A 26,709-nucleotide genomic window follows, 5' to 3' on the forward strand; every position below is an offset into this window, starting at 1 on the left:
GTCGCCGATGTCCTCGTTCTCGTACGCGGCGTCGACGCCGAGCAGCCGCAACCGGCGGGCGAGGGTGCCGATGTGGCCGCGGACCTCGCGCGGGAGGTGCTGGGCCGGTTCGCGGCGGAGCTCCCCGAGCGGCTGCGTCGGGAACTCCTGCGGGTGGAGGCCGGCCCCGGGCCGGACGACGCCGGGCCGGCCGGACGGGATGCGGCGCGCGGGAGCGCCCGTACGGACGACGGCGTCGGCCGGCCGCCGCAGCCGGACCCGGTGCCGCGGGCGCTCACCGCCCGGCGGGACGCGCCCGTACCGGGCCGGGACGTCCAGCTGCCGGTCGGGGCGGACGCGGACGCACCCCGGTCCGTACGGCCCGACCCCGAGCGGAGCCCCGCACCGGACCCGGATCCCCGGGCCGGCGCCCTCGCGGCGAGGGCTGCCCGGTTGCTCGCGCCGGACCGGTCCGGGGCGGGCGGACTGCGGGCGCTCATCGACGGCGAGGACGCCGAGCTGCTGGCGGCGTACCGGCACACCGCACACGATCCCCGCGTCGGGGACCTGCTGCGCCGCTCGCCGCGCTACCTCGCGGACTGCTTCGCGCTCTGGTCCTCGCACCCGCAGGCGGGGCCGTTGTGGCGGGAGACCCGGACCGATCTGTTGGAGGGCGTGCTCCGGCCCGCCGTACGCGACCTGCCGCCCGAGCGGCTCCTGGAGGCCGAGGAGGAACTGGCCGGTCTCGGCGCGCGCCGGGCGGAGGAGTTCCGCGCCTGGCGGCGGCCCAAGCCCCTCGCGCGGCTGCGCGACCGGCTGTCGGACGTGTGGCGCCGGCGCCCGCTCCCGCCGCCCCCCGGGCCGACTCCGGGACCCGGCACCTCGCCTTCCGCCCCCGACCGCCCGGCGGGCGGCGACTGGGCCGGGGTCACCCGCCGCCACGTGCTACCGCCACGGCCGGACGAGCCGCCCCGGGGGCACTGAGCCCTTCGGGCCCGGGTGGACCGGCCCGGCACTGCCCGGGGCGCGCGCTTAGGATTGCGCCTCATGATCACTGTGGTCGTCACGATCTCACTGGCGTTCGTCGGCTACACCGTCGCCTATCTCAACGGCCTGCGCCTGTCGCAACGACAGGAACGGCTCGCGCGCGTGAACCGTCAACTCAGCGACTTCTACGGACCGTTGTTCGCGCTCACCGAGGCGAACAGCCGCATCTTCCACGCGTTCATGGCGCGCAACGCCCGCGAGGACGGCCGGTCGCCCTTCGCGCACGAACTGCCCCCCACCGAAGAGGAACTCGCCGAATGGCGGTTGTGGGTGACGACCGTCTTCCTCCCCAACATCCAACGGATGCGCGACCTCGTCCTCAAACACGCCGACCTGCTGAGCGAGGCGGAGATGCCGCCGATCCTGCTCCAACTCAGCGCTCACGTCTCCGGATACGAGATCACGGCGGCCCGGTGGGAACGCGGCGACTTCGACGAGCACCTGTCCGTGGTGCCGTTCCCCAGCGAGGAACTCGCCGCGTACGCGCACCGCGGGTTCACCGACCTGATGCGGGAACAGGGCCGCCTGCTCGGACGGCGACGGAGCCACTGACCTCAGGACGGGGACGGTCCTCCGGCCGACGGCGTAGGTCCGGCGCCCGATGCGAACGAGCGGATCAGGCCATAACCTCACCCCATGACGGAAGTTGACTCCCTCCCCGACGGACCCCGCAGCCCCGAACAACGCAAGCGGGAGGCGTTGGAGCGGCTCGCGCGGGACGTGGACGTGTGGGTCGCCACGGCCGACGCCGAGGGTGAGCCCTGCCTCGTACCGCTGACCTTCTGGTGGGACGGCGAGGCGGTGTGGCTGGCCACCCGCGGCACCAACCCGACCGGCCGCAACCTGAGCGCCTCCGGCCGGGTCCGGCTGTCCTTCGGCCACACCCGGGACGTGGTCCTGGTCCGGGGCACCGCGCGCACGGTGCCCCAGGAGGAGCTGCCGGCCGGGGTGGGCGACGCGTTCACCGCGAAGGACGGCTGGGACCCGCGCAAGAGCGGGCCGTCGTACGTCTTCTACCAGGTCACCCCGCAGGTGCTCCAGGCGTGGGGAACCGTTCCCGAGCTGGCCGGACGGACCCTGATGCGCGACGGGAAGTGGCTGGTCCAGTGAATTCTCCCCGCCGCGGCGGCGGCGAAAATCACTGTCGGGCAAACGGATCCGGGCGCGTAGGCGATCGCGGCGCGGAAGGCGGTCGCGCGGTCGTCGATCAGCCGCGGCAGTAGGTTTCGGTGGACCGCCTGCGACTCGACGGGGACCCGAAGCTGCTCGACCTGCTCCACGCCTGGGAACCGGAGGCCTGGGTCTGAAGGCCCGCCACCGCGCACGAACCGGCGGCTCGCACCGCGTTGCGCCGGACGTGAGCAGGGCCCGGTCGCGGGGATGAACCCCGCGCCGGACCCTGGAGGACCACCTCAGTTCCCCGCGGCCTCCTTCGGCGTGAGGCGCAGGGAGATGCTGTTGATGCAGTACCGCTGGTCGGTGGGGGTCGGGTAGCCCTCACCGTCGAAGACGTGGCCCAGGTGGGAGCCGCAGGTCGCGCAACGGACCTCGGTGCGGACCATGCCGTGGGTGGTGTCGGCGATCAGCTCGACGGCCTCGGTGTCCTTCGGGTCGAAGAAGGACGGCCAGCCGCAGTGCGACTCGAACTTCTCCGTGGAGCGGAACAGCTCCGACCCGCAGCCGCGACAGGAGTAGACGCCCTCCGTCTTGGTGTCGGTGTACTCACCGCGGAAGGCCGGCTCGGTGCCCGCCAGGCGCAGCACCTGGTACTCGGACGGGGTCAGCTCCGCCTGCCACTGCTCGTCCGTCTTGTGGACCTCGTACGCCATGACGTTCCCGCTCCCTCAGTTCGACAGGCGGGCGAGGATCTGCGGTCCCAGATCCGTGACGTCGCCCGCTCCCATCGTGAGAACGAGATCACCGGGCTTGGCCATTCCCGCGATGACGTCGGCCACGGCCTCCTTGGAGGGCTCGGCGGTGACGTCGGCGCCCGCGCCGCGGGCCGCGGTGATGATGAGCTCGCTGGTGATCCCGGGGATCGGGTCCTCGCGGGCCGGGTAGATGTCGAGGACCACGGAGGCGTCGGCGAGGGCGAGGGCCTGGCCCATCTCCTTGCCGAGTTCCTGGGTGCGGGAGAAGAGGTGGGGCTGGAAGACGACCAGGATGCGGGAGTCGCCGACGGCGCCGCGGATGGCTTCCAGGTCGGCGGTCATCTCGGTGGGGTGGTGCGCGTACGAGTCGATGACCTGCACGCCGGCCGCTTCGCCCTTGAGCTGGAGGCGGCGCTTGACGCCGGTGTACTTGCCGAGGGCGGAGGCCAGGTTGTGCGCCGGGATCCCGAGCGCGACACCGGCCGCGAGGGCGGCGACGGCGTTGTGCGCGTAGTGGCGGCCGGGCACGGACACGGTGAAGGTGAGCATCCGGCCGTCGAGGACGACGGTGACCTCACTGGTCAGACCGCGCGGGGTGATCTTGGTGATCCGGACGTCGGCGGTGTCCTCCTCGCCGTACGTGACGATCCGCAGGTCCGGGTTGCCGGCGACCCGGGCGGCGATCTCGGCGGCGCCCGCCTGGCCGTGGGCGACGACGAGGGTGCCGCCGGGCACGATCTTGGCGACGAAGGTCTCGAAGGACTCGTAGATCTCTTCCATCGACGCGTAGTTCGCGTGGTGGTCGAGTTCCGCGTTGAGGATGATCGCGACCTGCGGGGTGTACTTGTGGAAGCTGCGGTCGCTCTCGTCCGCCTCGGCCACGAAGATGTCGCCCTCGCCGTGGTGGGCGTTGGAGCCGGGGGCGTCCAGGTCGCCGCCGATGGCGTACGAGGGGTCCATGCCGAGCGCCGACAGGGAGACCGCCAGCATCGAGGTGGTGGTGGTCTTGCCGTGCGTGCCGGCGACGGCGATGGGGCGCAGGCCCTCCATCACGCCGGCGAGGGCGTCCGAGCGGTGCACGACGGGGATGCCGAGTTCGGCGGCCCGGGCGAGCTCGGGGTTGTCGGCGCGGATGGCGCTGGAGACGACCACGCAGGTGGAGTCGTCGGCGAGGTGGTCGGCGGCGTGCCCGATGTGGACGGTCGCGCCGTGGGCGCGCAGCGCCCGGGCGGTCTCGGAGTCACGGGAGTCGCTGCCGGCCACCTTCGCGCCGCGCTGCGCGAGGATCTTCGCGATGCCGGACATGCCGGCGCCGCCGATGCCGATGAAGTGGGGCCGTTCCATGGCGGTCGGCAGGCCGGGCTTCATTCAGGTCGCTCCTGGATCGTGTGCGGGGTGCAGCTGACCGCCGTGTGCGGGGCGCGGCCGGCTGCGGCGGGCCGTGGGGTGTGACCGCACCAGCCTATTCGTTGTGGGCGAAGAGCTTCAGCACCGGAACCCCGACCTTGTGCCGGGCCCGGGAGGCCCAGTCCCGGTGGAAGAACTCCTCGACGAAGTGCGGGGCGGTCAGGACGATCACCTCGTCGGCTCCGGTCTCGTCCACGACGGCCTTCAGCTTGTCGAGGGGATGGTCCTCGATGATCTGCCCGACGGCGGTGGCCCCCTTGTGGCGCAGGGCCGCCAGGGAGTGTTCGAGGGCCTGGGCGGCCGGTCCCCTGGCCTGCTCCCCCTCGGGTCGGTCGCCCTCGTGCAGGGCTTCGGGGAGCTCACCGAGCGCTACGTCGTCGATGGCGCGGAGCAGTCGGTCCTGGTCTCCCCGGGGTTGCATGAGGACGACGAAGGAGACCTGGTCGTCTCCGTGCAGGGTGGTGACGAAGTCCACGTCCACCGTGGTCAGCGGCTGCTCGATCATCAATACGCTCGTGAACACGGACGCCCTCTCCTTCATGGGCCGGGGCCGGTCGGCCGGCCCCTGCGGAAACCATCCTGCCCCGCTGTCGCGCGGGGCCGTGCGCGGATATGTGTGCCCAGGTATGTGCCCGGCGGAAGCAAAGCGGAACGTCAAATTCCGCCTCTTTGTCAGATCCGACGGTAGCTGGTGAAGAGGAACCCGGCCTCCTCCAGTACGCGGGCCGGTGAGAGCCGGTGCGGAACCGTGACGCCGGGCCCGCCCGCGATGCGCTGGGCGTCCCCCGCCGTGAGCGTCGGGGAGATCGTCAGGCACAGCTCGTCGAGGACGTCGGCGGCCACGAACTGGCCCAGCAGCCGCGGCCCGCCCTCGGTGAGCTGGCGGCGCAGCCCGCGCCCGGCCAGCTCCCGTACCGCCCGGAGGGGATCCACGGCGGACCCGTCCCCCGCGACGATCACCTCGGCGCCGGCCTCGCGGGCCCGCGCCACCCGTTCGGCGGGCGCCGCCGCTCCGGTGAGGACCAGGGTCGGCTCCAGCGGGGAGGTGAAGAGCGGCAGGTCGAAGTCCAGCTCCATGCTCGCGGTGATCACCGCGATGGCGGGCGCGGACCCCTGGCCGGCGGCCGCGCGGCGCGCCGCGAAGACCTCCCGGGCCCGGGCCGGGCGGTACCCCTCCTGGCGAACCGTTTCCGCGCCGACGACCACCACGTCGGCCAGCGCCCGCAGGGTGCCGAAGATGCGCATGTCGGTCTCGCCCGAGATGGGCTGCGAGCGTCCGTCGTGCTGGGCGGCCCCGTCCAGGGTGGAGACCATGTTCGCCCGCAACCAGTGCGCGTCCGGCGCCAGCTCCGGGTAGGCGTAGGCGTCCGCGAGCTCGTCGAGCGACCACTCGCGGTCGGCCGGGTCCTGGGACGGGGCTGATGTCTGATCGGTCACAGGGAACAGGCGTCGCATCGGTGCAGTGTGCCACGCCCCGTAGAGTTAAGAGCTGTGTCAACCTCTCTCTCCACCTCCGGTTCTGCCTCCGGGCACCCGACGGCCGACGCCGGCCCGCTGGCCCTGTGCGCCCGCGAACCCCGCGTGCCCGCCGAACGGCTGGTGGCCGAGATGGTGCCGCCCCCGCGCTTCGACTCGGTGCGCTTCGACACCTACGAACCCGACCCCGCCCAGCCGAGCCAGACCGAGGCCGTCACCGTGCTCAGCGGCTTCGCCGCGGGCCTCGGCGGCGCCCACGCGAGCGGCTCCGGCAAGCGCCGCTGGTTCTCCAAGACCCCGAAGGCCGCCCCCGCCGGACCGCGCGGCGTCTACCTCGACGGCGGTTACGGCGTCGGCAAGACCCACCTGCTGGCCTCCCTGTGGCACGCCACGCCGGCGGAGCCCGCGCTCAAGGCGTTCGGCACCTTCGTGGAGTTGACCAACCTGGTCGGCGCGCTCGGCTTCCAGCAGACCGTGCAGACCCTCGGCGGGCACCGGCTGCTGTGCATCGACGAATTCGAACTGGACGACCCGGGCGACACCGTCCTGGTGTCCTCACTGCTCAGCCGCCTGGTCGAACAGGGCGTGGCGCTCGCCGCCACCTCCAACACGCTCCCCGGCAAGCTCGGCGAGGGCCGGTTCGCGGCCGCCGACTTCCTGCGCGAGATCCAGGGGCTGTCCGCGCACTTCCGACCGCTGCGGATCGACGGCCAGGACTACCGCCACCGCGGCCTGCCCGACGCCCCCGCCCCGTTCTCGGACGAACAGGTCGCGAAGGCCGCGTACGCGACCCCGGGCGCGAGCCTGGACGACTTCCCCGGCCTGCTCGACCACCTGGCGAAGGTCCACCCGAGCCGCTACGGCGCGCTCACCGACGGCATAGCCGCGGTCTGCCTGACCGACGTCGGCCCGGTGCCGGACCAGTCGACCGCGCTGCGCCTGGTGGTGCTGGCCGACCGGCTGTACGACCGGGAGGTCCCGGTGCTGGCCTCCGGGGTGCCCTTCGACCGGCTGTTCAGTGAAGAAATGCTCAACGGCGGTTATCGGAAGAAATACTTCCGCGCCATATCGCGGCTCACCGCCCTCGCCCGCGACGCGAAGCCCCTGGTCTCCCAGTAGGTTTGGCTGGGCCGGCACGCTTTCGCGGTCCGGCTTTTCCACACCTGCGAAGGGATCACCATGGCCACCACGCGTCACGCGCACACCGTCTGGGAAGGCAACCTGCTGGAGGGCAAGGGTGTCGTCACCCTCGACTCCTCGGGCCTCGGCTCGTACGACGTCTCCTGGCCCTCCCGCTCCGAGGCCGCGAACGGCAAGACCAGCCCGGAAGAGCTGATCGCCGCCGCGCACTCCAGCTGCTACTCGATGGCGCTCTCCCACGGCCTCGCGGGCGCGGGCACCCCGCCCACCCGCCTGGAGACCAAGGCCGACGTCACCTTCCAGCCCGGTGAGGGCATCACCGGCATCCACCTGAGCGTGCGCGCCGAGGTCCCAGGCCTGGACGCGGAGGGCTTCGCCGCCGCCGCCGAGGACGCCAAGAAGAACTGCCCCGTCAGCCAGGCGCTGACCGGTACGACGATCACCCTGAGCGCCGAGCTCGTCTGATCCGCGTCGTACACGGGTCCCGTCCGGCCCGCCCCGTCGGCCGGACGGGCCCGCGCGTCGCGGTGGGCCCGCGCGTCGCCCCGGGCCCGGTCGTCGCGTCGGGCGGGGCCCGGTGGGGTGACGGGCCACCGGGGGCGCACGCGCCGCCGGTTGCCGGCGGGCGCCCCGTGGTACCACGGGCCGGTCACATCTCCATGGGTACAGCGGGGAGTTGCCGATGTCCGTCACCCGACGCAGCCTGCTGGCGGCAGGCGCGGTCTCCTTCACCGGGGCCCTGGGCGCGCTGTTCGCCTCCGGTGTCCCCGCCGGCTCCGCCGCGGTCGTGACCGGCCGCACCGGCTCCCCCGGTTACGGGCCGCTGCTGCCCGATCCGGACCGGCTGCTCGACCTACCGGCCGGGTTCTCGTACCGGGTCCTCTCGCGCGCCGGCCGGCCGCTGCGCTCCGGCGAGGGCACGACGCCGGCCAACTGCGACGGCATGGCCGCCTTCGGGGCGGGCGGGGCGGCGGGCGCCGGCCGCGTCCGGCTGGTGCGCAACCACGAGAACCGCACCACCGCCGCGTTGCGCGTACCGGCCGTCGACGGCCTGACGTACGACCCGGCGGCCCTGGGCGGCTGCACCGTCCTGGAACTGGACCCGGCGGGCACCGTCACCGCCGAGCGCGTCGCCCTCGCCGGTACGGCCGTCAACTGCGCGGGCGGCCGGACCCCCTGGAACACCTGGCTGAGCTGCGAGGAGACCGAGGACCGGGCCGGTGACGCCGGATACGCCCGCGACCACGGGTACGTCTTCGAGGTCGACCCCGCCGACCCCCGCCGCCTCGGCGCGGTGCCGCTGACCGCGCTGGGGCGCTTCGCCCACGAGGCCGTCGCCGTGGACCCGTACCGGGGCGTCGTCTACGAGACCGAGGACGCCTTCGTCGAACCCTTCGGCCTGTTCTACCGGTTCCTGCCCGCCCGCCCCCTCGGCGGACCCGGCTCGCTGCGCGCGGGCGGCGTACTGGAGGCGCTGCGCGTGCCCGGGCTCGCGGACCTCTCCCGGGTGGACCGGCCGGGGGCCGAGTTCCCGGTGGAGTGGGTGCCCGTACCGGACCCGTCGGCCCGCGTGACGCCCGTCCGGCTCCAGGACTTCGGGCCGCGCGGCATCACCCACGCGCAGAAGCTGGAGGGCTGCTACTGGGGCGGTGCGGGCGTCCACTTCGTCTCCAGCTACGCGCGCAGCCGGGAGGGTTCGGCAGCCGACCACCAGGGGCAGGTCTGGTTCTACGACCCGCTGCGCCGCCGGCTCCGGCTGGACGTCCTGTTCGGCCCGTCGGCCGGGACGCACCTGCCCGGCGACTCCCCCGACAACATCTGTCTGGCCCCGGACGGCGGCCTGATGGTCTGCGAGGACGGCGGCGGGGAACAGTACGTCTTCGGCGTCACCCCCGGCGGGGCGGTCCACCCGGTGGCCCGCAACGCGGACGACGTGGGCCCGCCCGGCGACCCGCAATGGGGGGAGTTCGCGGGCGTCACCTTCTCCCCCGACGGCCGCACCATGTTCGTGAACGCCTACACCCCGGGCACGACGTTCGCGGTCACCGGCCCCTGGCGCTGAACGGAACCCCGCGCGGCCCGGCCCGTCAGACCTCGAACTCCCCCACCCAGGAACGCCGGAGCAGGTGCTCGGGCAGGTACGCGGACTCCACCCGGACCGGGATGCCGCCGTCGTATGCCAGGCAGGCGATGGCGAGGATCGCGACGGGCACCCGGCCGTCGATGTCCTCGGTCCGCTCGGGCGTGGTCGTCCAGTACTGCTTGTGGAGTTCCAGGGCCTCGACGAGGGCCGTGTGGAATCCTTCCTCGTCCTTGCGCAGGAACTTGTAGAAGAGGTTGATCGGCGGATAGGCCACATGCTGGATGTACTCCCGGCCCGCGATCACCGCGACGTCCGGGTGCGACCTGTCGAACGTGGCCGTCAGCTCCTCCACCAGCTCCGGCCGCTTCAGCCAGTACGCCTGGAGCGTCGCCACCCAGTGGTACAGGTAGTCGTCGTGGTCCGCGCCCGACGCCCGCAGCACGTCGAGGGGCAGCTCGCACAGCTCCGTCATCCGCGGCTGGTCGCGCGTGATGATCGCGTACCAGAACGCTCGCAGCCACGACGACGGGCGGGCCTCGTGGTTCGGACCCGTCGCGGGCAGGGTCCGCATCGCGTGGTGGATGCGGCACTGCGTGGTGCCCTCGGTCATCCCCGCCGTACGGAAGAGCGCCGAACCCAACTGGGCGGCGTCGACCACCGTCTCCCACGTGGTCAGTTCGGTCGCGCTCGGATCCACGAGGGTGCGCGACTGCACGTGCAGGTTGACCTGGCCCCAGACCCGGTCGAGGTTGACCGGGCGCTCGACGAGCTGCTCGATACGCGCGACCAACCGCTCGTCCTGGCCCCGGACCCAGTCGGCGCTCGCCGGCCGGGGGGCGGCGTGGCTCTCCACGATGACCGTCATATCTTCCCCTGTCACTTGCTGATGTCGAACCTTTGGATGGTATGCCCGGCGTAGGTGCCGGTGTTGTCCGCGCCCTTGACCACCACATAGTCGATCTTGCCTGCGTCGAACGCGGCGTCGAGCTTGTCGAAGAGCTCCTTCTCCAGCGGGTTCGCCTCGCCGCGCTTCTCCATCTGGTCGAGGATGTCCCTGAAGTACGCACGGGTGCCCTGAGACACCCGGTCGCCCCCGACGCGCCGCTCCCCCAGCTCGGTGCGGACGTTGCCCTTGGCCTCGACCACCACGTAACGGTCACCGTGCCGGTAGACCTGGTCGAACTGGTCATTTCCGTTGGCCGGGCCGAAGACCGGCTCTTCCTTGGCGCCGGGGAACTCCTTCGGTATCGCGTGCTCTCGGGCGATGGCTTCGCCGAATGCCTCGCTCCTCTCCGAGAGCGCGCGGTGGAAGGGACTGTGGTGGGCCTTGGCCTGTTCCATCGCGGCCAGGGTCTCGTCCGTGCCGGCGGCCTTGTGCGCCTCCTTGGCGTCCCTGTAGTCCGTGTGCGGCTTGCGGTCCGCCTCCATGGCGTCGTGGCGCTCCTTCGCCGCGCGGTCGAGGGTCTCGGTCATCTCCTTGGTGACCGTGGGGTGGTCGTGCTCCACCGTCTTGGCGTCATCCAGGTAGTTCGGGGGGACCGGCGGCGGCAGTTTCGACTTCGGCACCCAGTGGCCCGGGGTGACCTCGATCATCTGCGGCGGGACCAGTCCGGTGTGGTCCGGGACGAGCCGGAGCCGGTGTCCGAGCTTGTTCAGGTACTGCTGGCGGTACCCGTCGGTCGGGTCGTTCACCCGGTGGACCTGGTACTCCATGATCTGCTTGCGTTCGGCGATCGTGTAGTCGTGCGGGTTGTCCCGGTGGGGCGGGAGCGGCGGCCGCTCGCCGTGGCCAGGCCTTGCCGGCCCGGTGCCGTCGGTGCCGGGGCCCGCGCCGCCGCCCGGCTCGCGGCCGAGGTTGTCCGGGACCCCTCCGCCACCCTGCCGGGGGACACCTCCTCCTCCGCCACCGCCCTGGTGCGGAACCCCGTCACCGTGGCCACCCGTGGGGGTCGTGTCCCGGCCTCCGCCGGTGGCTCCGCCACCGCCCGGTTCGGTGTGGCTGTTGCGGACCGTGTTGTCCGCGACGCCGCCCGGGGTGTGGCTCGTCATGCCGCCCGGGGTGTGCGTCGCCGCTCCACCGGGGGTGTGGCTCGTGACTCCGCCCGGGGTGTGGGCGCCCACGCCGACCGGGACCTCCTGGCGGACCGGGACCTCCGCCAAGGGGTGGTCGGGGCCCTTCGGGACCGAGGTGAGGTCCTGCTTCGGGACGCCCTTGTGGTCCAGGAGCTGGTGGGTGGTCCTGTCGTAGTACTGCGGGCGACCCAGCGGGTCGTCGAGGAGGCGGACCGTGTCGTCCGGGTGCGGGAAGGTGACGCCCCCCGGAGCCTCGGCCTTGGGGAGGTCCTTCCAGACCACGCCGTCGATCTTCGGGAAGGCCCCGTCCACCTTGCCGAAGTTGGCGAACAGATCGCCGACCTTCAGCTTGGTCAGTGACCCGGCCTTGCCGATGTACGTGATCGGGTCGATCAGGCGGCCGGCCTTGCCGGCTGTCGCGATGACCTTCGCGACCGATCCCGTCTTGGTCGCCGCGCCGACGCCGCCCGTGAACACCGTCGTCAGGACGTTGAAGGTGACCGTTCCGGCCGCGCGCGCCGGGTTCTTGCCCCACTCGTCCCACGCGACCAACGCTTTGCCGGTCTCCTTCATCGCGTTGCGCGAGTCGCGTTCCCAGGGCGACAGTGCCGCTTCGTCGGCCGTCCAGAATTGCAGGGCTATGGCCGGGTTCGGGTTCATGGTGATGGCCAGACCCGTGGCGAGCTTCGCCAACCCCGTCCAGGCCTGACCCATCGCGTCGAGCCCGCCGAAGCCGACGAGCGTGCCGAGGCCCTTGATCGTGCCCCACACACCGTCGACGATCAGCCCGTCCCACACGAACGACTTGACCCAGTACCCGATCTCCCACGCCCGGTGGGTCTCCTCCAACTGCGAACCCCACGGCAGGTCCTGCGCGTTGTTGAGGTCCTCACCCTTGTACCCGTACATGTTCGCGCCGTGACTGCCGTCATCGGTCGTCAACGGCGGCGCACAGTACAACCCACGGATCTTGTTCGCACAGGTCCGCTCCGCCGCCCAGAACGCCGACACCGCCGCGTTGACGTCGTGGATCAGATCGTTGTTCTCATCGATCTTGTCCCCGTCGTCCTTCCAGTGCTCGTCCCCGGCGATCTTCCCCGTGAAGGTCGTCGCCTTCGCCTGGAGCTCCTTCAACCGCGCCACGATCGGCCGCGCCTCGGTGACGTACTCGCCCAACGCCTTCGCCGCCGACTCCAACTGGTCGGCGAAGAAATCACTGTCCGTCTTCACCGGCTTCGTCGTCGCGAACAACTGCGCCGCCTCCGGCGCCGTGTAGAACGCCGACAACCCCTGGAACGCGGCATCCACGTTCGACCCGGCATCACGGAACGTCCCCGCCGCCGAATCCAACTTCGCCCGGTCCGACTCCAACGCCGCCAGATCACCCGTGAACTGCGGGATCGTGCACGGATTGATCGGTACGTGATCCGTCACTTCTGACCCGCCCCCGGGGAGTTCGCTCTTCGGCTGTCACTGTTTCGCACTCGCATCGCGCAATCGCACACCTGTCTACTCAATCAGAGTGTCGATCACAAACCCGTCGCCCCCGCACCGGCGTTGCGGTGCGCTCGGGAACCGGTGGGAGTGGTTCGACACCCGTCCACTCCGTGTCGCGAATCTGTTCGATCTGCCGGAGGATCGGACGGAACCGATCGAATGAGGTACCGGCCATGGCAAAGAAGGACAAGGAAGCCGACGGGGGCAAGAAGAGCAAGGAGGCCCGGCACAAGGGTCGGGAGCGCGAGGGCGGGGACGGTGGCCGCCTCGACGGGGCGGCGCTCGGGGCGGCGCTCCGGGTTCCCGTCGGGGAGCGGGTGGATCTGTCGGCCCTGGATCCGGCGGGGACGCCCGCGGGTCCCACGGACAAGGCGTCCGGGTTGGCCGCGACCGCCCGGATGGCCGAACGGCTCGCCTCCCTCCAGGACCGGCTGTTCGCGGCGAGCACCGCGGGCGACCGCCGCCGGGTCCTCCTCGTCCTCCAGGGCATGGACACCAGCGGCAAGGGCGGCACGGTCAAGCACGTGATCGGCCTGTTCAACCCGTCCGGCTGCCGGGTCAGGTCCTTCAAGGCGCCCACGCCCGAGGAGCTGGACCACCCGTTCCTGTGGCGCGTCACGAAGGCCCTCCCGCTGCCGGGGGAGATCGGCATCTTCGACCGTTCGCACTACGAGGACGTCCTCGTCGCCCGGGTGCGCGAGCTGGTGTCGCGCAGCGAGCTGAAACGCCGGTACGCCGAGATCAACCGGTTCGAGAAGGACCTCGCCGACGACGGGGTGAGCGTCGTCAAGGTCTTCCTGCACCTCGGCTACGAGGAGCAGCGCCGGCGTCTGCTGGCGCGGCTCGACGACCCGGACAAGCACTGGAAGTTCAGCCCGGACGACATCGAGGCGCGGGCCGCGTGGCCCGCCTACCAGCAGGCGTACGAGCTGGCGCTGGAGCGCTGCTCGACGACGGAGGCGCCCTGGTACGTCGTGCCCGCCGACCGGAAGTGGTACCGGAACTGGGCGGTCGGCCGGCTCCTACTGGAGCACTTGGAGGCGATCGATCCGGCCTACCCGCCGGGTGACTTCGACGTGGAGGAGTGCCGCACCCGTCTGATTGCCACATAGTCATATATTTTGCCTATGTGACCACTTCTGTGCGCAAAGCGGCCGTCGTGGCCGTCCTCGGTGCTGCTCTGGGTGCCGCCCTCGCGGGATGCGCGGGCGGCACCGCTCCGTCCCGGGGTGACGGCCAGGCCCGCCCGGGGAGCCCGGCGGCCTCGGCCCCGGCCGCCTCGCCGGCTCCCTCCGGCGCCTCCCCGCAGGCCGGCCCGCCGGGCCGGGCCCCTACCATGGCCCCCGGTCCGAACGGGCTGACCCCGGTCTTCGAGCGGGCGCGACAGCGGACCGACAAGACCGTCGCCCTGACGTTCGACGCCGACATGACCTCCGACCAGGGGCCGCGCGCCGCCTCGGGAGAACGTTTCGACAACCCCGAGCTGATCTCCACCCTGCGCCGGCTCCAGGTGCCCTCGACGATCTTCATGACCGGCCGCTGGGCCGAGGAGTACCCGGACCAGGCCAAGTCCATCGGCACCGATCCGAACTTCGAGATCGCGAACCACTCGTACAGCCACCACGCCTTCAAGGCGCCCTGCTACGGGCTCCCCACCCTCGACGACGAGGCCGCGCGGGCCGACGTCGACCGGGCCTTCGCGGCGTTCCGGACGGCCGGCGCGGTCAACACCGTGCCGTACTTCCGCTTCCCCGGCGGCTGCTACGACGACCGGGCGCTGCGTTCCCTCCGCGAGGCCGAGGTGACCGCAGTGCAGTGGGACGTGGTCAGCGGGGACGCCTTCGCGCAGGACCCCGACGCGGTGGCCGAGCAGGTGCTCGCCGGGGTGAAGCCCGGCTCGGTGGTGGTCATGCACTGCACGCGCAGTGCCGCCCCGGTCACCGAGGAGGCCATCCGGAAGATCGTCCCGGAGCTCCGCGCGCGCGGGTACCGCTTCGTGAAGGTGTCCGACCTGATCGGGAAGTAGCCCCGGGCGGCGCCCGCCGGCTCAGCCGACGCACCGCCCGGTCGGCCGTGGCACACCGCCCGGTCAGCCGGAGCAGGCGGTGCGCTGTGCCTCCTGCCACTCGCAGACCGGGCACAGCACGATGCCCGGGGTGGCGACCCCGTACTCGGTGGGCTTGCCGCACTCCACGCAGTCGGCGTACGGCGGCCCGGGCACCCGCCCGGCGGGTGCGGCCGGGGCGGGACAGTACGGCGCGTTCTCCTGCGGCTGGTCCATGCGTACGAGCCTACTCACCCCGGCCGCGGCCGGCCCGGGGCGGTTCAGTGCGCGGCCGCCGCCTCGGTGACCTCGCTGGGACGGACGATGACGAAGCCCTCGCCGCTCAGCTTCAGCTGGACGGCCTCCCCGGAACCGCCGCGGATCATGGAGCCGACGGACTGGGACCGGTGCAGGCCGGTCTCCAGCCGGGCGCTCCAGCCCACGACCGCGTCCGTGTCGACGAAGACCGGCTCCTGCGGGGTGACGGGAATGATGATGGGGCTGCCGTCGCACACGACGGCGAGCTTGCCGGTACCGGTGAACAGGCTGTTGAAGAGGCCGCCGCCGGTCATGCCGGCGCCCTTCAGCATCTTGATCTCGTAGGAGAGCGTCGGGTCGAAGCACAGGACGTTGCGGCCGTTGACGGTCAGCGCGTCGCCGGGTTCGAAGTCGACGATGAAGCAGTTGCCGCCCTGGTGCGCGAACCAGGCCTCGCCCTGGCCGCGTACGGACATCAGCGCGAGCCCCTCGCCGGTCACGGCTCGCTTGAGCATGCCGCCTATGCCCTGCCCCTTCCGCTCGAACTGCAGGTTCCCCCGGAAGGCGACCATCGCGCCCTGACGGGCGAGCACCTCTCCGTTGACGGTGTATTTGACGGACTTGGCGTTCTGCAGGGTCATGCCGGGTGCGGCAGCGGGCTGGGCCAGGTTCTCGGACGCGAACAGGTCACTCTTCATGGCTCCGATCCTCGCCCGCGGAGGGGACCCGGAGCATCCTCCTCAGGTCGGAGGCCGGCATCCTTGACAGGATGAGCAGCCGGCACACGAACGAGACCACAGAGGTACCCGCGGGCGGACACGCGCCGGTACTCGCGGACGGCCCCACCGACGCCCCCGCCGCCGTTCCCGCCGTCGGCGCGGACAGCCCCTTCCGCCTGGAACACGTACCGCGCGACGAGGCCCCCCAGTTCGTGCTGCCGCTGGTCGTACGGATCGAGAAGGCCGAGCCGCCCACCCGGACCGACGCGCTGGAGACGGCCGCCCGCGCCGTGCTGGTCCTGCTGACGGACGAGCGGGCGCACGGCGGGGGCGAGTGGGCCGAGGCGGTCCGCGACTGGCAGGACGCCCGGATCCGCAAGGTGGTCCGGCGGGCGCGCGGCGCGGAGTGGCGCAAGGCGCAGACCCTGCCGGGCATCACCGTGAGCGGCGAGGCCTCCCTGGTCCGGGTCTTCCCGCCGGTGCCGCTGGACGGCTGGCCCAAGGAGCTGGCGAAGCTCCAGGTCTCCGGCACCGACCTGGACGACCCCGAGCCGGTCCCGCCGGCCGCCGCCGAGCTGCCGGTGCTGTGGCTCAACCCGGACCTCGGGATGTCGGCCGGCAAGGCGATGGCGCAGGTCGGGCACGCGGCGCAGCTGGCCTGGTGGGAGCTGTCCCCGGCCGAGCGGACGGCGTGGCGGGACTCCGGTTTCCGGCTGGCCGTGCGCACGGCCCCGCGCGAGCGGTGGGCCGAGCTCGGTGGGAGCGGGCTGCCGGTGGTGCGGGACGCCGGGTTCACGGAGATCGCTCCGGGGTCCTGCACGGTCGTCGCGGACCATCCGGCGCTGCGGGCACGGCTCTGAGGCCGCGGCGGGAACCTCAAATCATGCTCTGAACGTCCCCCCACGCGGGTTGGCCGGGCTCCGACGGGGTCATCACAGCGGCACACGGTCCGACGGACCGAAGAGAAGAGGGGGGCGGCGACATGAAGCCCATGACGCGCCTGGGGGTGGGCATCGGCTGGCGGCCGGAGATCGCGGACGCGGTCGAGCGGCTGCCGGCCCTGGACTGGGTCGAGGTGGTGGCGGAGAACGCCTGCCCCGGCCACCTGCACCCGGGACTGCTGAGGTTGCGCGAGCGCGGCGTCCACGTCGTCCCGCACGGGGTCTCGCTGGGCCTCGGCGGAGCCGACCGGCCCGACGCCGAGAAGCTGGCCGCGCTCGCGGAGCGGGCGGTGGCGCTGGGGGCGCCGCTGGTCACCGAGCACATCGCCTTCGTACGGACCACCTCGCCCGCGCTGGAGGCCGGCCACCTGCTGCCCGTGCCCCGCACCCGCGACGCGCTGGCCGTGCTGTGCGAGAACATACGGATCGCGCAGGACGCGCTGCCCGTGCCGCTGGCCCTGGAGAACATCGCCGCGCTGTTCGCCTGGCCCGGGGAGGAGCTGACGGAGGGGCAGTTCCTGACGGAGCTGGTCGAGCGGACCGGCGTACGGCTCCTCATCGACGTGGCCAACCTGCACACCAACCGGGTCAACCGCGGCGAGGACCCGGCGACCGTCCTCGACGGCATTCCGCTGGAGGCGCTCGCGTACGTGCACGTCGCCGGTGGGGTGGAGCGCGACGGCGTCTGGCACGACACGCACGCGCACCCAGTGCCGCCGGTGGTGCTCGACGTCCTCGCGCAGCTGCGCGAGCGGGTGGACCCGCCGGGGGTGCTGCTGGAGCGCGACGACGACTTCCCGCCGGAGGTGGAGCTGGCCGGGGAACTGGAGCGGATCCGGGCCGTGGTGGGCGCCGCCCCCACCGGTCGCCGCCCGGGCCGGACGGGAACGGCCCCCGGACCGGACGCGGCGCCCGGCGCGGGCACCGCCCGGGACACCGCCCGGGTCACCGCCGCCCCGGACACCCGCGCCACCGCGCCCGACGAAGCCCCCGACACCGGGGCGGCCCGTACCCGGCTCGGGCTCGGGCAGGCCGCCCTGCTGTCGGCGCTGGTCGCCGGGACCCCGGTGCCCGAGGGCTTCGACCGGCAGCGGATCCGCGTCCAGGCCCGGGCGCTGGCCGCCAAGCGGGCCTCCGTCGTGGCCAAGGTCGCGCCCGAACTGCCCGAGCTGCTCGGCGGCCCCGCCGCCTACCGCACGGCGTTCCTCGCCTACGCCCGCCAACGCCCCATGACGGCCGGCTACCGCCGCGACGCCCTGGACTTCGCCGAACACCTGCTCATCCAGGACCTGCCGGCCGACCCGGCCGCCCGGCGCCGACTCACCGCCTGGTGGCGGGACCGGGCCGGCGCCCGGCCGACCCACCCGATCGTCCGTTGGGCCCGCGCCCTGGTGGGGAGAGCCGCGTGAGCATCCTGATCGCCCTCGTGTGGATCGCCGTCGTCACCTCCACCACCCTGCTCCTGATCTCCCTGCGCCGCGCCCGGCCCCCGGTGGCCGAACCCGCGCCGCGGCTGCACGACCTGTCCGAGGCCGCCTTCATGGCGGGCGGCCCCGGAGCCGTGGTCGACGCCGCGCTCGTCTCCCTCCTGGGCGACGGCCGCCTGGCGATCGGCGGGCCGGGCATCATCCACGTACGGCCCGGGGCCCGGGCTGGCGACCCCGCCGAGCGGGCCGTGCTGCTGGCCGTTCAGGCTGCGGCGTCCGGTTGGCTCTACCGGATCCGCTACACCGCCATGCTCGACCCGGCCGTGCAGGAGATCGGCGACGCGCTGGCCGCCCGCGGCCTCGTCGCCGCACCCGGTTCCGGGCGCGGCCGGCGGCGCTGGGGCATGCTCCAGGCCCTGCTGTGCGCGGTGATGGCGTTCGCGTCGATCCCGATCACCATCGTGACCCTCGCGCTGGACGCCGGTCCCCGGATCCCGTTCGCCCTGGCGGTGCTGCCCGCGCTCATCGGCGGCCTCGTGACGGGCATCGTCTGCGCGAAGCGCGCCGGCCGGCGGATCACCGCGGCCGGGCGGGCCGCGCTCCGCGAGATCCGGGCGCAGCACCTGGGCAATCCGGCACCGCAGGTGCAGACCGCCCTGTTCGGGCTGCGCGGTCTGCAGGACCCGTACCTGCGCTCGCACCTGGTGCCGGCGGCCCGCGAGGCCCGGCTCGCGGCGGCCCAGACGCGGGTGGCCGGGCACCGGCGGCACTCCTCGGGGGCGTCCGGGTCCTCCGACGCGTTCATGGTCCCGGTCGTGTGGTGCGCGTCCTCCGGCGGTGGCGCGGGCGGCGGGGGCGGGTCCGGTTGCGGTTCGGGGCCGGGCTGCGGGTCCTCGGGCAGTAGCTGCGCAGGTGGCGGAGGCGGCGGCTCCAGTTGCTCGTCGTCCGGTTCCAGTTGCGGGAGCAGCAGCTCCAGCTGCGGCAGCAGCAGTTCCTGAACGTCCGTCATCACAGGTCACGAGGTGCTCACAGGTGTGCGGCGCCCCTGACCGTCGGCTCCGACAGCGGGTAGGAAGCAGGCATGTTCTGGGTCCTGTTCCTCCTGCTGGCGTGGGCCGGCGTGCTGCTGGCCGGCGTCCGGCTCCTGCGCGCCACCACCGAGGCCGCCGGCTCCGCCGAGAGCTTCGCCATCGAACACCGGCTGAGCCTGTACGAGGCCGCGTACCTGGCCGGCGGCCCGGACCGGGTCGCCGTGGTGACGCTGCTGTCCATGGCGCGCGGGCGGCGGCTGCTGCTGGCCCACACCGGCTGGGCCACCGTCGTCGATCCCGTCGGGCGGGACCCGCACGAGCGGGCCCTGCTGGCGGCGTTCGACCCGCAGGGCCAGTCCCCGGTCCGGGAGCTGCGGGCCGCGGCCGCCGCGCACGGGGCCGTACGGGAACTCGCGGACCGGCTGGGATCGGCGGGGCTCACCGTCCCCGAGGCGGTACGCGGTGATCTCGTGGAGGGCCTCCGGGCGGTCCGCCGGGCCACCTGGCTGGTCCTCGCCATGGCGGCGGCCTCGCTGGCCGCGGCCCCCTCCGACCGGGGCACCACGGTGACCGTGCTGTGGTGGTTCTCGCTGCCGCTGCTGCTCACCCTGAGCTGCCAGGCCGTCGCCCGCTTCGAGGGCCACCGCAACTCCCCCTGGGCGTCCCCCTCGGGCCGCCGGCTGCTGCTGGAGCTGCTTCGCGACGCGGGCGCCGACGGCACGCCCGACCCCCTCACCGCGGTGGCCGTGCACGGGGTGCGGGCCGTGACGGATCCGGAACTACGGGCCGCGCTCGCCTGACGGACCCTCACCCCGGCGGCCCCCGCCGGAACCTCGACGCGGCGCCCGCCGGCCGGGGGCCGATCGGGCGGTAACGGCGGCCGGGCTCGCGCCGCCCGGCGGTGCGCCTGTACAGGGCGGCGGGCCTGGCATCTCATCGGACCAACCGATGAGACGAAGGAGCCGCCGTGCGGATGCCGACGCCCGCCCTCCCCCGGACGACGCCCGGCCGCCGCGCCGCCGCCCTGGCGGTCCTCTCCCTCACCCTGTGCCTGCCCTCCCCGGCCGCCGTCGCCGCGAACACCGAGGCCGCCGGGAGCGCAACCGTGGAGGCCGCCGGGAGCGCCTCCGCCGACGCCCGGACCGCCGTCGAGGACGCCGGGGCCGTCCGCGTCGCCCTGCGCGCCGCCCTCCCGGCACGGGGCGGAGCCGGCGGCGGGCTCGTCTTCGGCCGCTGCCCCGCCGTCGAGGAGCTACCGGCGCGGGTGCGGTGCGCCGTCCTGCGCGTCCCGCTCGACTACGCCCGCCCCGACGGCCCGCAGATCCCGCTCACCGTCAGCCGGGTCCCGGCCACCGGGCGCGGGGGCGCCGCACGGCAGGGCGCGCTCGTCCACAACCCGGGCGGCCCGGGGGCCTCCGGGATGTACTTCCCGCTGTACGCCGGGCTCCCGGCCTGGCGGGGCGTCGCCGCCGCCTACGACCTGGTCGGCTACGCCCCGCGCGGGGTCGGCCGGTCCGCCCCGCTGGTCTGCCGGGACCCGGCCGCGCCGGTGTCGGCCGGGCCGACCCGGGTGCCCGTCGAGCCGTCCGCCGCGTACAAGCGGGAGCGGGTCGCGGCGGCCCGGACGTACGCCCTCGGCTGTGCGCGGCACGCCGGCGGGGCCCTGGCGCAGTACACGACCCTGAACAACGTCCGCGACCTGCACGTGCTCCGGGCCGCGCTCGGCGAGGACCGGCTGACCTTCATGGGGGCCTCGTACGGCACGTACCTGGGGGCGGTGTACGCCACCCGGTACCCGGGGCACGTGCGCCGCATGGTGTTCGACTCGGCCGTGGACCCGGACCCGCGGCGCGTCTGGTACCGCAACAACCTCGACCAGGCCCCGGGCTTCGAGCGGCGCTGGTCCGACTTCCGGACCTGGGCGGCCCGCCACCACGCCACGTACGGGCTCGGCGCCACCGCGCGGGCCGTGCGGGAGAGCTACGAGCGGGTCCGGGCGGCCGTGTCCCGGGAACCGGCGGACGGGGTCGTCGGGACGGGCGAACTGCACGCGGCGTACCTCCAGACCGCCTACTACGACGACGTCTGGCCCGCGCGGGCGGCGGCGCTGGCGGCCTTCCTGCGGGGTGATCCGGGGCCGCTGGTCGCCCAGGCGGGAATCCGGCCGCAGGACGCGGCCCGGGCCGCGAACGCGACGGCCGTCTACACGGCGGTGCTCTGCAACGACGCGCCCTGGCCGACCGATTGGGAGACCTGGGACCGGGACAACACCGAGCTGGCGCGTCGGGCGCCCTTCGAGACCTGGGCGAACGCGTTCCTGAACCTGCCGTGCGCGTTCTGGCCGGTGGAGCGGCGGCAGCGGCCGGTGGCCGTGGGGGCGGGTCCGACGGGCCTGCCCCCGACGCTGATCGTGGCGGCGGAACGGGACGGGGCGACGCCGCACCGGGGTGCGCTGGAGCTGCAACGGCGGCTCGGCCCGCGGGCGGCGTTGGTCACCGAGGAGGGCGCGGGCCACCACGGGGTGGCCGGCGGGCTCAACGCGTGCGTGGACCGTCGGGTGGAGCGGTACTTGCTGACGGGCGTCACGCCGGGGTGGCGCACCACGTGTGCGCCGCATCCGGAGCCCGCACCGGTGTCGCTGGACGACCGGGCAGTGGGCGCTCCCAGGGCGCTGCTGCCGCCAGTCGTCTGAACTTCCGGGCGGGGTCTCCGGCTGCGTCGATTCGGGGGCAGGGCCTCCCGATCCCCGGAGGAGGTCGAGTCCTCCGGTCCTTCCCCCCAGGGGAGGTATCAGGCGAGTCCGGCCACCAGATCGGCGACGGACTTGCGGCGCCCGGTGTAGAAGGGCACCTCTTCACGGACGTGCATGCGGGCCTCGGAGGCGCGCAGGTGACGCATGAGGTCGACGATGCGGTACAGCTCGTCGGCCTCGAAGGCCAGCATCCACTCGTAGTCGCCGAGCGAGAAGGAGGCGACGGTGTTGGCGCGGACGTCCGGGTAGCCGCGGGCCATCATGCCGTGGTCCTTGAGCATGCGGCGACGGTCCTCGTCGGGCAGCAGGTACCAGTCGTAGCTGCGCACGAAGGGGTAGACGCTGACGTACTCGCGGGCGACCTCGTCGGCGAGGAAGGCCGGAATGTGCGACTTGTTGAACTCGGCGGGGCGGTGCAGCGCCATGTTCGACCAGACCGGCTCCAGGGCGCGGCCCAGCTTGGTGCGGCGGAACAGGTTGTATGCGGTCTGCAGCTCGTCCGCGGTCTCGGCGTGCCACCAGATCATGACGTCCGCGTCGGCGCGCAGGCCGGAGACGTCATAGGCGCCGCGGACGGTGATGTCCTTGGCGGCCAGCTGGTCGAACAGCTCCTGGACCTCGTCGGCGAAGCCGGTACGGTCCTCGGGCAGGACGTCCTTCAGCTTGAAGACGGACCACAGGGTGTAGCGGATGACCTCGTTGAGGTCCTTCGCCTTCTTCCCCGCGTTGGGAATCTTCTCCGGTGCAGTCATGCGTCCATTGTCCCGTGTGCTGATCAGTGGTCTGCGCCAGGGGTGGTCAACGAGGCGATCACCACATCGGCGGCCTTCCCCGCGCTCGCGACGCAGGCCGGGATGCCGACGCCGTCGTAGAGGGCGCCGCACACGGCGAGGCCGGGCAGGGCCGCGACGGCGCCGCGGATCCGGGCGACCCGGGCGAGGTGTCCGACGGGGTACTGGGGCAGGCCGCGGTCCCAGCGGGTGACCGTGGAGGCCACGGGGCGGGCGGCCAGGCCGACGGCCTCGCCGAGGTCGGCGAGCGAGACGTCGACGAGTTCCGCGTCCTCCCGCTTCAGGTCCTGTTCGTCGCCGTGCCGGCCGACGGAGGTGCGCAGCAGGAAGAGGTCCGGATCGGCCCCCGCCCAGGCCCACTTGTTGCTGGAGAAGGTGGAGGCCTTGATCGTGCGGCCGTCGACGGGCGGTACGAGGAACCCGCTGGCGCCGCCGTCGGTGATGGGGGGCGGCAAATCGGAGCGGCGGAAGGCCATGGTGACCAGGGCCATGGAGGCGTACTCGGCGCCGCGCAGTTCGGCGGCGGCCGCCGGCGCGAGGCCGGCCAGCAGGTCGGCGGCGGGGCCCGCCGGGGTGGCCAGCACCACGGCGTCGGCGTCGATGACCTCGGAGCCGGTGACCACGCGCCAGCCGGCGGCGGTGCGCAGCAGCTCGCGGACGGGGGCTCCGGTGCGCAGGTCGGCGCCCGCGGCCCGGCAGGCCTCGGCGACGGCCAGGGGCAGTCGGCCGATGCCGCCGTCGATGCCGGCGAAGACGGGTCCGCCGGCCTGCGGCTGTCGGGCGGCGCGGTCCTGGAGGTCCCGTACCGCCTCGCCGAGCATCGGTTGGGAGCGGGCGGCGTCGAAGAGCTGGGGCACGGCGGCGCGCATCGAGATCCGGTAGGCGTTGCCCGCGTACACCCCGCCGAGGAGGGGTTCGACGAGCCGGTCGACGACCTCGTGACCGAGGCGGGCGGCGACGTACTCGCCGACGGCGACGTCCTCGCCGATCTCGACGGGCGGCAGGTCGCGTTCGGCCCCGATGCGGGCCAGTCCCTCGACGGAGAGCACGCCGGAGGCGGCGAGCGGGCCGGGTTCGGCCGGGACGCCCATGACGTGGCCGCGCGGCATGGGGCGCAGGGCGCCGCGGGTCCACAGGTGGGCGGTGGCGGTGGCGGGCGTCCGGAGGGCGTCGGCGAGGCCGACGGCGCGGGCCAGGTCGACCGCCTCGGGGCGGCGGGCGAGCACGGATTCGGCGCCCAGGTCCACGGGGAGGCCCGCGAGTTCGCCCGCGTGCAGTTTGCCGCCGAGGCGCGGTCCGGCTTCCAGCAGGGTGACGCGGACGCCGTCGGTCAGCAGCCGGTGGGCCGCGGCGAGGCCCGCGATGCCGCCACCGATGACGACGGCGTGCCCCGGGACTGCCGGGCGGTCCGTACGCGTGTCCGCTTCATGCATGGACACATCGTCTCAGACCACCCGGTGAGGCCGGACCGTGACCTCATCGCTACCGGTCCGGGACCGGGCGTACGAAACCGGGGACGGGGCCCCGCACGTCGAACGGGCGACATTCGACGGATCCTCGGGGGCACTCACCATGCGCACGCTCAACAGACACCGTTCGGCGGCGGCCCTCGCGGCCCTGTCCCTGGCCGGGGCCCTCGCACTCACGGGCTGCGGGGCGGACGGTTCCGACTCCTCGGCCGACCGGGGCGCGGCCGCGGCCGCGCCGAAGGAGGACGGGGCCGGGCGGGCCGGGGCGGAGGCGGTGGCCCCGCCGGCCGCGGCCGACGCCAAGGCCCCGAACACACCGAACGCGCCGAACGCCTCGCAGGCGCCCACCGTGGTCCGTCCGCACGTGATCCGCACCGGGACGCTGGGCATCGAGACGGCCGAGCCGCAGAAGGTGCTGGCGGCGGCCCGGACGGCGGCGGAGGGCGCGGGCGGGTACGTCGGCAACGAGTCCACCCAGCGCGGCAAGGCGGGCCGGATGACCTCGACGCTGACCCTGCGGGTGCCCGGCGAACGCTTCGACGCGGTGATCGGCGCGCTGGAGGGCAGCGGCAAGCTCCTGAACCGCAAGGTGGAGGCGCAGGACGTGACCGAGAAGGTCGCCGACGTCGACAGCCGGGTCAAGTCACAGCAGGCCAGCGTGGCCCGGGTGCGGGAGATGATGGAGAAGGCCACGGCGCTGGGTGACGTGGTCATGCTGGAGGGCGAACTGAGTCGGCGCCAGTCCGACCTGGAGTCGCTGTTGGCGCAGCAGGCCGCGCTGAAGGACCGGACCGCCCTGGGCACGATCACGTTGTCCGTCTCGGAGCCCGCGCCGGCGACGCCGGAGCAGAAGAAGGACGAGGAGACGGGGTTCGGTGACGCGCTGGCCGCCGGCTGGTCGGTGTTCGCCACGGTGGTCCGCTACCTCCTGCTCGCCCTCGCGGCGGTCCTGCCGTTCGCGGTGGCCGCGGCCCTGCTCGCGCTCGGGTTCCGGGCCTACCGGCGGCTGCGCCCGGCGAAGCCGAAGCCGGCCGCCGACCCCACGTGGGTCCCGCGCCAGGAGCGCGTCGCCCAGGCGCCGGCCGCGCAGGCGCCCACCGCCCCGGCCCCGGACGCCGCCCCCGGCCGGGACGCCGGTGGATCCGGAGCGGACCGGGAGGGCTGAGCGCGCGGGGCGCCCGTACCGTGGCCCCGTAGGACGACGACGGCACGGAACGGGGCGGACGATGGCGACGGAACGACTGGTGGTGGTCGGCGGTGACGCGGCGGGGATGTCCGCGGCGTCACAGGCCCGGCGGATGAAGGGCCCGGCGGAGCTGGAGATCGTCGCCTTCGAGCGCGGGCACTTCACCTCGTACTCGGCGTGCGGGATCCCGTACTGGATCGGCGGCCTCGTCGCCGAGCGGGACGACCTGGTCGCCCGGACCCCGCAGGAGCACCGGGAGCGGGACATCGACCTGCGCACCCGCACGGAGGTCGTCGAGCTGGACCTGGCCGGGCGCCGGGTCCGCGCCCGCGATCTGGACTCCGGGGCCGAGTCGTGGACGGCGTACGACAAGCTGGTCCTGGCGACGGGCGCCCGCCCGGTGCGCCCCCGACTGCCGGGCATCGGCGCGCACGGGGTGCACGGGGTACAGACCCTGGACGACGGTCAGCGCCTGATGACGTCCTTGGAACGCGCGCGGGGCCGCCGGGCGGTCGTCGTGGGCGCGGGGTACATCGGCGTGGAGATGGCCGAGGCCCTGGTCGGACGGGGCTTCGAGGTCACCGTCCTGCACCGCGGCGAGCAGCCCATGGCCACCCTCGACCCCGACATGGGCGGCCTGGTGCACGGCGCGATGAACCGGATGGGCATCCGTACGGTGTCCGGCGCCGAGGTGACGGCGGTGCTCACCGACGAGGAGGACCGGGCCCGCGCCGTGACGACGGCGGACGGCGAGGAGTACCCGGCGGACGTGGTGGTGCTCGGCATGGGCGTGGAACCGCGCACGGCCCTGGCCCGCGCGGCGGGACTGCCGCTCGGCACCTCGGGGGGCATCCTGACGGACCTCTCGATGCGGGTGCGCGGTCACGAGGACGTGTGGGCGGGCGGTGACTGCGTGGAGGTCCTGGACCTGGTGGCGGGCCGCACCCGGCACATCCCGCTGGGCACGCACGCCAACAAGCACGGCCAGGTCATCGGCGCCGGCGTGGGGGGCGGCTACGCCACCTTCCCCGGGGTGGTGGGCACGGCGGTGAGCAAGGTGTGCGAGCTGGAGATCGCCCGCACAGGACTGCGCGAGCGGGACGCGCTGGAAGCGGGCCTGCGCTTCGTGACGGCCACCATCACCTCCACCAACACGGCGGGTTACTACCCGGGTGCCACGGAGATGACGGTCAAGATGCTGGCCGAGCGCCGTACCGGCCGCCTACTGGGCGTGCAGATCGTCGGCGGCGCGGGCTCCGCGAAGCGGGTCGACGTCGCGGCCGTCGCCCTGACGGCGGGCATGACGGTGGAACAGGTCGTCGCCCTGGACCTGGGCTACGCGCCGCCGTTCTCCCCGGTCTGGGACCCCGTCCTGGTGGCGGCCCGCAAGGCCGTCTCGGCGGTCCGGGCGGCCGTGTAGGTCCGTCCCGACGGGGCCCGGAAACGACGACGCGCCGCAGGACCGGGGTCCTGCGGCGCGTCGCGGGCGGGGCCGGGGGGGGCGGCGGGGTTGAGCGG

At 73.7% G+C, this 26,709-nt stretch carries 25 protein-coding genes; 15 read left to right on the top strand and 10 right to left on the bottom strand.

Annotated features, from left to right (window positions below; translation table 11 throughout):
- Positions 1 to 261 precede the first annotated feature (261 nt).
- From AB0D46_RS35385 to AB0D46_RS35395, 3 genes are all read left to right on the top strand, one after another.
- Positions 262 to 963 (top strand): GTPase-associated protein 1-related protein, encoded by a 702-nt coding sequence (locus AB0D46_RS35385; RefSeq protein WP_362883813.1) that lies wholly within the window; start codon positions 262 to 264, stop codon positions 961 to 963.
- A 63-nt stretch (positions 964 to 1,026) separates the two neighbouring features.
- Positions 1,027 to 1,578: a hypothetical protein gene (locus AB0D46_RS35390; RefSeq protein WP_362883770.1), complete on the top strand. Its 552-nt coding sequence runs from the start codon at positions 1,027 to 1,029 to the stop codon at positions 1,576 to 1,578.
- An 84-nt stretch (positions 1,579 to 1,662) separates the two neighbouring features.
- On the top strand, positions 1,663 to 2,136 hold the full coding sequence (locus AB0D46_RS35395; protein ID WP_362883772.1) for a pyridoxamine 5'-phosphate oxidase family protein: 474 nt from the start codon (positions 1,663 to 1,665) through the stop codon (positions 2,134 to 2,136).
- Positions 2,137 to 2,438: 302 nt separating this feature from the next.
- On the opposite strand, the gene msrB is transcribed toward AB0D46_RS35395, so the two are convergent.
- The 4 genes from msrB to AB0D46_RS35415 form a co-directional block, all read right to left on the bottom strand.
- A complete protein-coding gene (msrB, locus tag AB0D46_RS35400; RefSeq protein ID WP_362883774.1) occupies positions 2,439 to 2,855 on the bottom strand; it encodes a peptide-methionine (R)-S-oxide reductase MsrB in 417 nt (138 codons plus the stop codon).
- 15 nt (positions 2,856 to 2,870) lie between these two features.
- The gene (gene murC / locus AB0D46_RS35405) at positions 2,871 to 4,265 is read right to left on the bottom strand and encodes a UDP-N-acetylmuramate--L-alanine ligase (protein WP_362883776.1); all 1,395 of its coding nucleotides are present in this window, start codon (positions 4,263 to 4,265) and stop codon (positions 2,871 to 2,873) included.
- Between the two features lie 94 nt (positions 4,266 to 4,359).
- Positions 4,360 to 4,827 carry an indole-3-glycerol phosphate synthase gene (locus tag AB0D46_RS35410; protein ID WP_362883778.1) on the bottom strand — a complete coding sequence of 156 codons (468 nt, stop codon included), beginning with the start codon at positions 4,825 to 4,827 and terminating at the stop codon, positions 4,360 to 4,362.
- A 149-nt stretch (positions 4,828 to 4,976) separates the two neighbouring features.
- On the bottom strand, positions 4,977 to 5,759 hold the full coding sequence (locus AB0D46_RS35415) for a pyrimidine reductase family protein (protein WP_362883780.1): 783 nt from the start codon (positions 5,757 to 5,759) through the stop codon (positions 4,977 to 4,979).
- Between the two features lie 36 nt (positions 5,760 to 5,795).
- Here AB0D46_RS35415 and zapE point away from each other — a divergent pair, with 36 nt between their 5' ends.
- The 3 genes from zapE to AB0D46_RS35430 all read left to right on the top strand — a co-directional run bounded on the left by zapE (position 5,796) and on the right by AB0D46_RS35430 (position 8,982).
- Positions 5,796 to 6,899, top strand: coding sequence for a cell division protein ZapE (gene zapE, locus AB0D46_RS35420; RefSeq protein ID WP_362883782.1), 1,104 nt, complete (start codon positions 5,796 to 5,798; stop codon positions 6,897 to 6,899).
- Between the two features lie 60 nt (positions 6,900 to 6,959).
- The gene (locus AB0D46_RS35425) at positions 6,960 to 7,385 is read left to right on the top strand and encodes an OsmC family protein (RefSeq protein WP_362883784.1); all 426 of its coding nucleotides are present in this window, start codon (positions 6,960 to 6,962) and stop codon (positions 7,383 to 7,385) included.
- 217 nt (positions 7,386 to 7,602) lie between these two features.
- Positions 7,603 to 8,982, top strand: a complete 1,380-nt coding sequence (locus tag AB0D46_RS35430) for an alkaline phosphatase PhoX (protein ID WP_362883786.1) — start codon at positions 7,603 to 7,605, stop codon at positions 8,980 to 8,982.
- Positions 8,983 to 9,007: 25 nt separating this feature from the next.
- Here AB0D46_RS35430 and AB0D46_RS35435 read toward each other — a convergent pair whose 3' ends face one another.
- Together AB0D46_RS35435 and AB0D46_RS35440 are read right to left on the bottom strand one after the other, a co-directional pair.
- Positions 9,008 to 9,868: an immunity 49 family protein gene (locus AB0D46_RS35435; protein ID WP_362883788.1), complete on the bottom strand. Its 861-nt coding sequence runs from the start codon at positions 9,866 to 9,868 to the stop codon at positions 9,008 to 9,010.
- Between the two features lie 11 nt (positions 9,869 to 9,879).
- Positions 9,880 to 12,510, bottom strand: coding sequence for a hypothetical protein (locus AB0D46_RS35440; RefSeq protein ID WP_362883790.1), 2,631 nt, complete (start codon positions 12,508 to 12,510; stop codon positions 9,880 to 9,882).
- A gap of 236 nt (positions 12,511 to 12,746) precedes the next feature.
- On the opposite strand from AB0D46_RS35440, the gene AB0D46_RS35445 reads away from it, so the two are divergent.
- Both AB0D46_RS35445 and AB0D46_RS35450 read left to right on the top strand, forming a co-directional pair.
- The gene (locus tag AB0D46_RS35445; RefSeq protein WP_362883791.1) at positions 12,747 to 13,685 is read left to right on the top strand and encodes a PPK2 family polyphosphate kinase; all 939 of its coding nucleotides are present in this window, start codon (positions 12,747 to 12,749) and stop codon (positions 13,683 to 13,685) included.
- A gap of 17 nt (positions 13,686 to 13,702) precedes the next feature.
- On the top strand, positions 13,703 to 14,599 hold the full coding sequence (locus tag AB0D46_RS35450; RefSeq protein ID WP_362883793.1) for a polysaccharide deacetylase family protein: 897 nt from the start codon (positions 13,703 to 13,705) through the stop codon (positions 14,597 to 14,599).
- Between the two features lie 63 nt (positions 14,600 to 14,662).
- Here the strand turns inward: AB0D46_RS35450 and AB0D46_RS35455 are convergent, their stop codons facing one another.
- On the bottom strand, positions 14,663 to 14,854 hold the full coding sequence (locus AB0D46_RS35455) for a hypothetical protein (protein WP_362883795.1): 192 nt from the start codon (positions 14,852 to 14,854) through the stop codon (positions 14,663 to 14,665).
- Positions 14,855 to 14,898: 44 nt separating this feature from the next.
- Positions 14,899 to 15,573 (bottom strand): AIM24 family protein, encoded by a 675-nt coding sequence (locus tag AB0D46_RS35460; protein WP_362883797.1) that lies wholly within the window; start codon positions 15,571 to 15,573, stop codon positions 14,899 to 14,901.
- Positions 15,574 to 15,644: 71 nt separating this feature from the next.
- Between AB0D46_RS35460 and AB0D46_RS35465 the strand changes: the two genes are divergently transcribed.
- From AB0D46_RS35465 to AB0D46_RS35485, 5 genes are all read left to right on the top strand, one after another.
- A complete protein-coding gene (locus tag AB0D46_RS35465; protein ID WP_362883799.1) occupies positions 15,645 to 16,454 on the top strand; it encodes an aminoacyl-tRNA hydrolase in 810 nt (269 codons plus the stop codon).
- A 122-nt stretch (positions 16,455 to 16,576) separates the two neighbouring features.
- Positions 16,577 to 17,944 carry a DUF692 domain-containing protein gene (locus AB0D46_RS35470; RefSeq protein ID WP_362883801.1) on the top strand — a complete coding sequence of 456 codons (1,368 nt, stop codon included), beginning with the start codon at positions 16,577 to 16,579 and terminating at the stop codon, positions 17,942 to 17,944.
- Positions 17,941 to 18,960, top strand: a complete 1,020-nt coding sequence (locus AB0D46_RS35475) for a TIGR04222 domain-containing membrane protein (protein WP_362883803.1) — start codon at positions 17,941 to 17,943, stop codon at positions 18,958 to 18,960. Before AB0D46_RS35470 ends, AB0D46_RS35475 begins: the two co-directional genes overlap by 4 nt.
- An 83-nt stretch (positions 18,961 to 19,043) precedes the next feature.
- The gene (locus AB0D46_RS35480) at positions 19,044 to 19,793 is read left to right on the top strand and encodes a TIGR04222 domain-containing membrane protein (RefSeq protein WP_362883804.1); all 750 of its coding nucleotides are present in this window, start codon (positions 19,044 to 19,046) and stop codon (positions 19,791 to 19,793) included.
- A gap of 173 nt (positions 19,794 to 19,966) precedes the next feature.
- Positions 19,967 to 21,685: an alpha/beta fold hydrolase gene (locus AB0D46_RS35485; RefSeq protein WP_362883805.1), complete on the top strand. Its 1,719-nt coding sequence runs from the start codon at positions 19,967 to 19,969 to the stop codon at positions 21,683 to 21,685.
- A gap of 98 nt (positions 21,686 to 21,783) precedes the next feature.
- Here the strand turns inward: AB0D46_RS35485 and hemQ are convergent, their stop codons facing one another.
- Both hemQ and hemG read right to left on the bottom strand, forming a co-directional pair.
- Positions 21,784 to 22,497, bottom strand: coding sequence for a hydrogen peroxide-dependent heme synthase (gene hemQ, locus AB0D46_RS35490; protein ID WP_362883806.1), 714 nt, complete (start codon positions 22,495 to 22,497; stop codon positions 21,784 to 21,786).
- A 23-nt stretch (positions 22,498 to 22,520) separates the two neighbouring features.
- On the bottom strand, positions 22,521 to 23,969 hold the full coding sequence (gene hemG / locus AB0D46_RS35495; RefSeq protein WP_362883807.1) for a protoporphyrinogen oxidase: 1,449 nt from the start codon (positions 23,967 to 23,969) through the stop codon (positions 22,521 to 22,523).
- Between the two features lie 139 nt (positions 23,970 to 24,108).
- Here hemG and AB0D46_RS35500 point away from each other — a divergent pair, with 139 nt between their 5' ends.
- Together AB0D46_RS35500 and AB0D46_RS35505 are read left to right on the top strand one after the other, a co-directional pair.
- Positions 24,109 to 25,170: a DUF4349 domain-containing protein gene (locus tag AB0D46_RS35500; protein ID WP_362883809.1), complete on the top strand. Its 1,062-nt coding sequence runs from the start codon at positions 24,109 to 24,111 to the stop codon at positions 25,168 to 25,170.
- A gap of 61 nt (positions 25,171 to 25,231) precedes the next feature.
- Positions 25,232 to 26,611, top strand: a complete 1,380-nt coding sequence (locus AB0D46_RS35505) for an FAD-dependent oxidoreductase (protein WP_362883811.1) — start codon at positions 25,232 to 25,234, stop codon at positions 26,609 to 26,611.
- Positions 26,612 to 26,709 lie beyond the last annotated feature (98 nt).

This window comes from Streptomyces sp. NPDC048383, assembly GCF_040651775.1.
GTDB lineage: Bacteria > Actinomycetota > Actinomycetes > Streptomycetales > Streptomycetaceae > Streptomyces.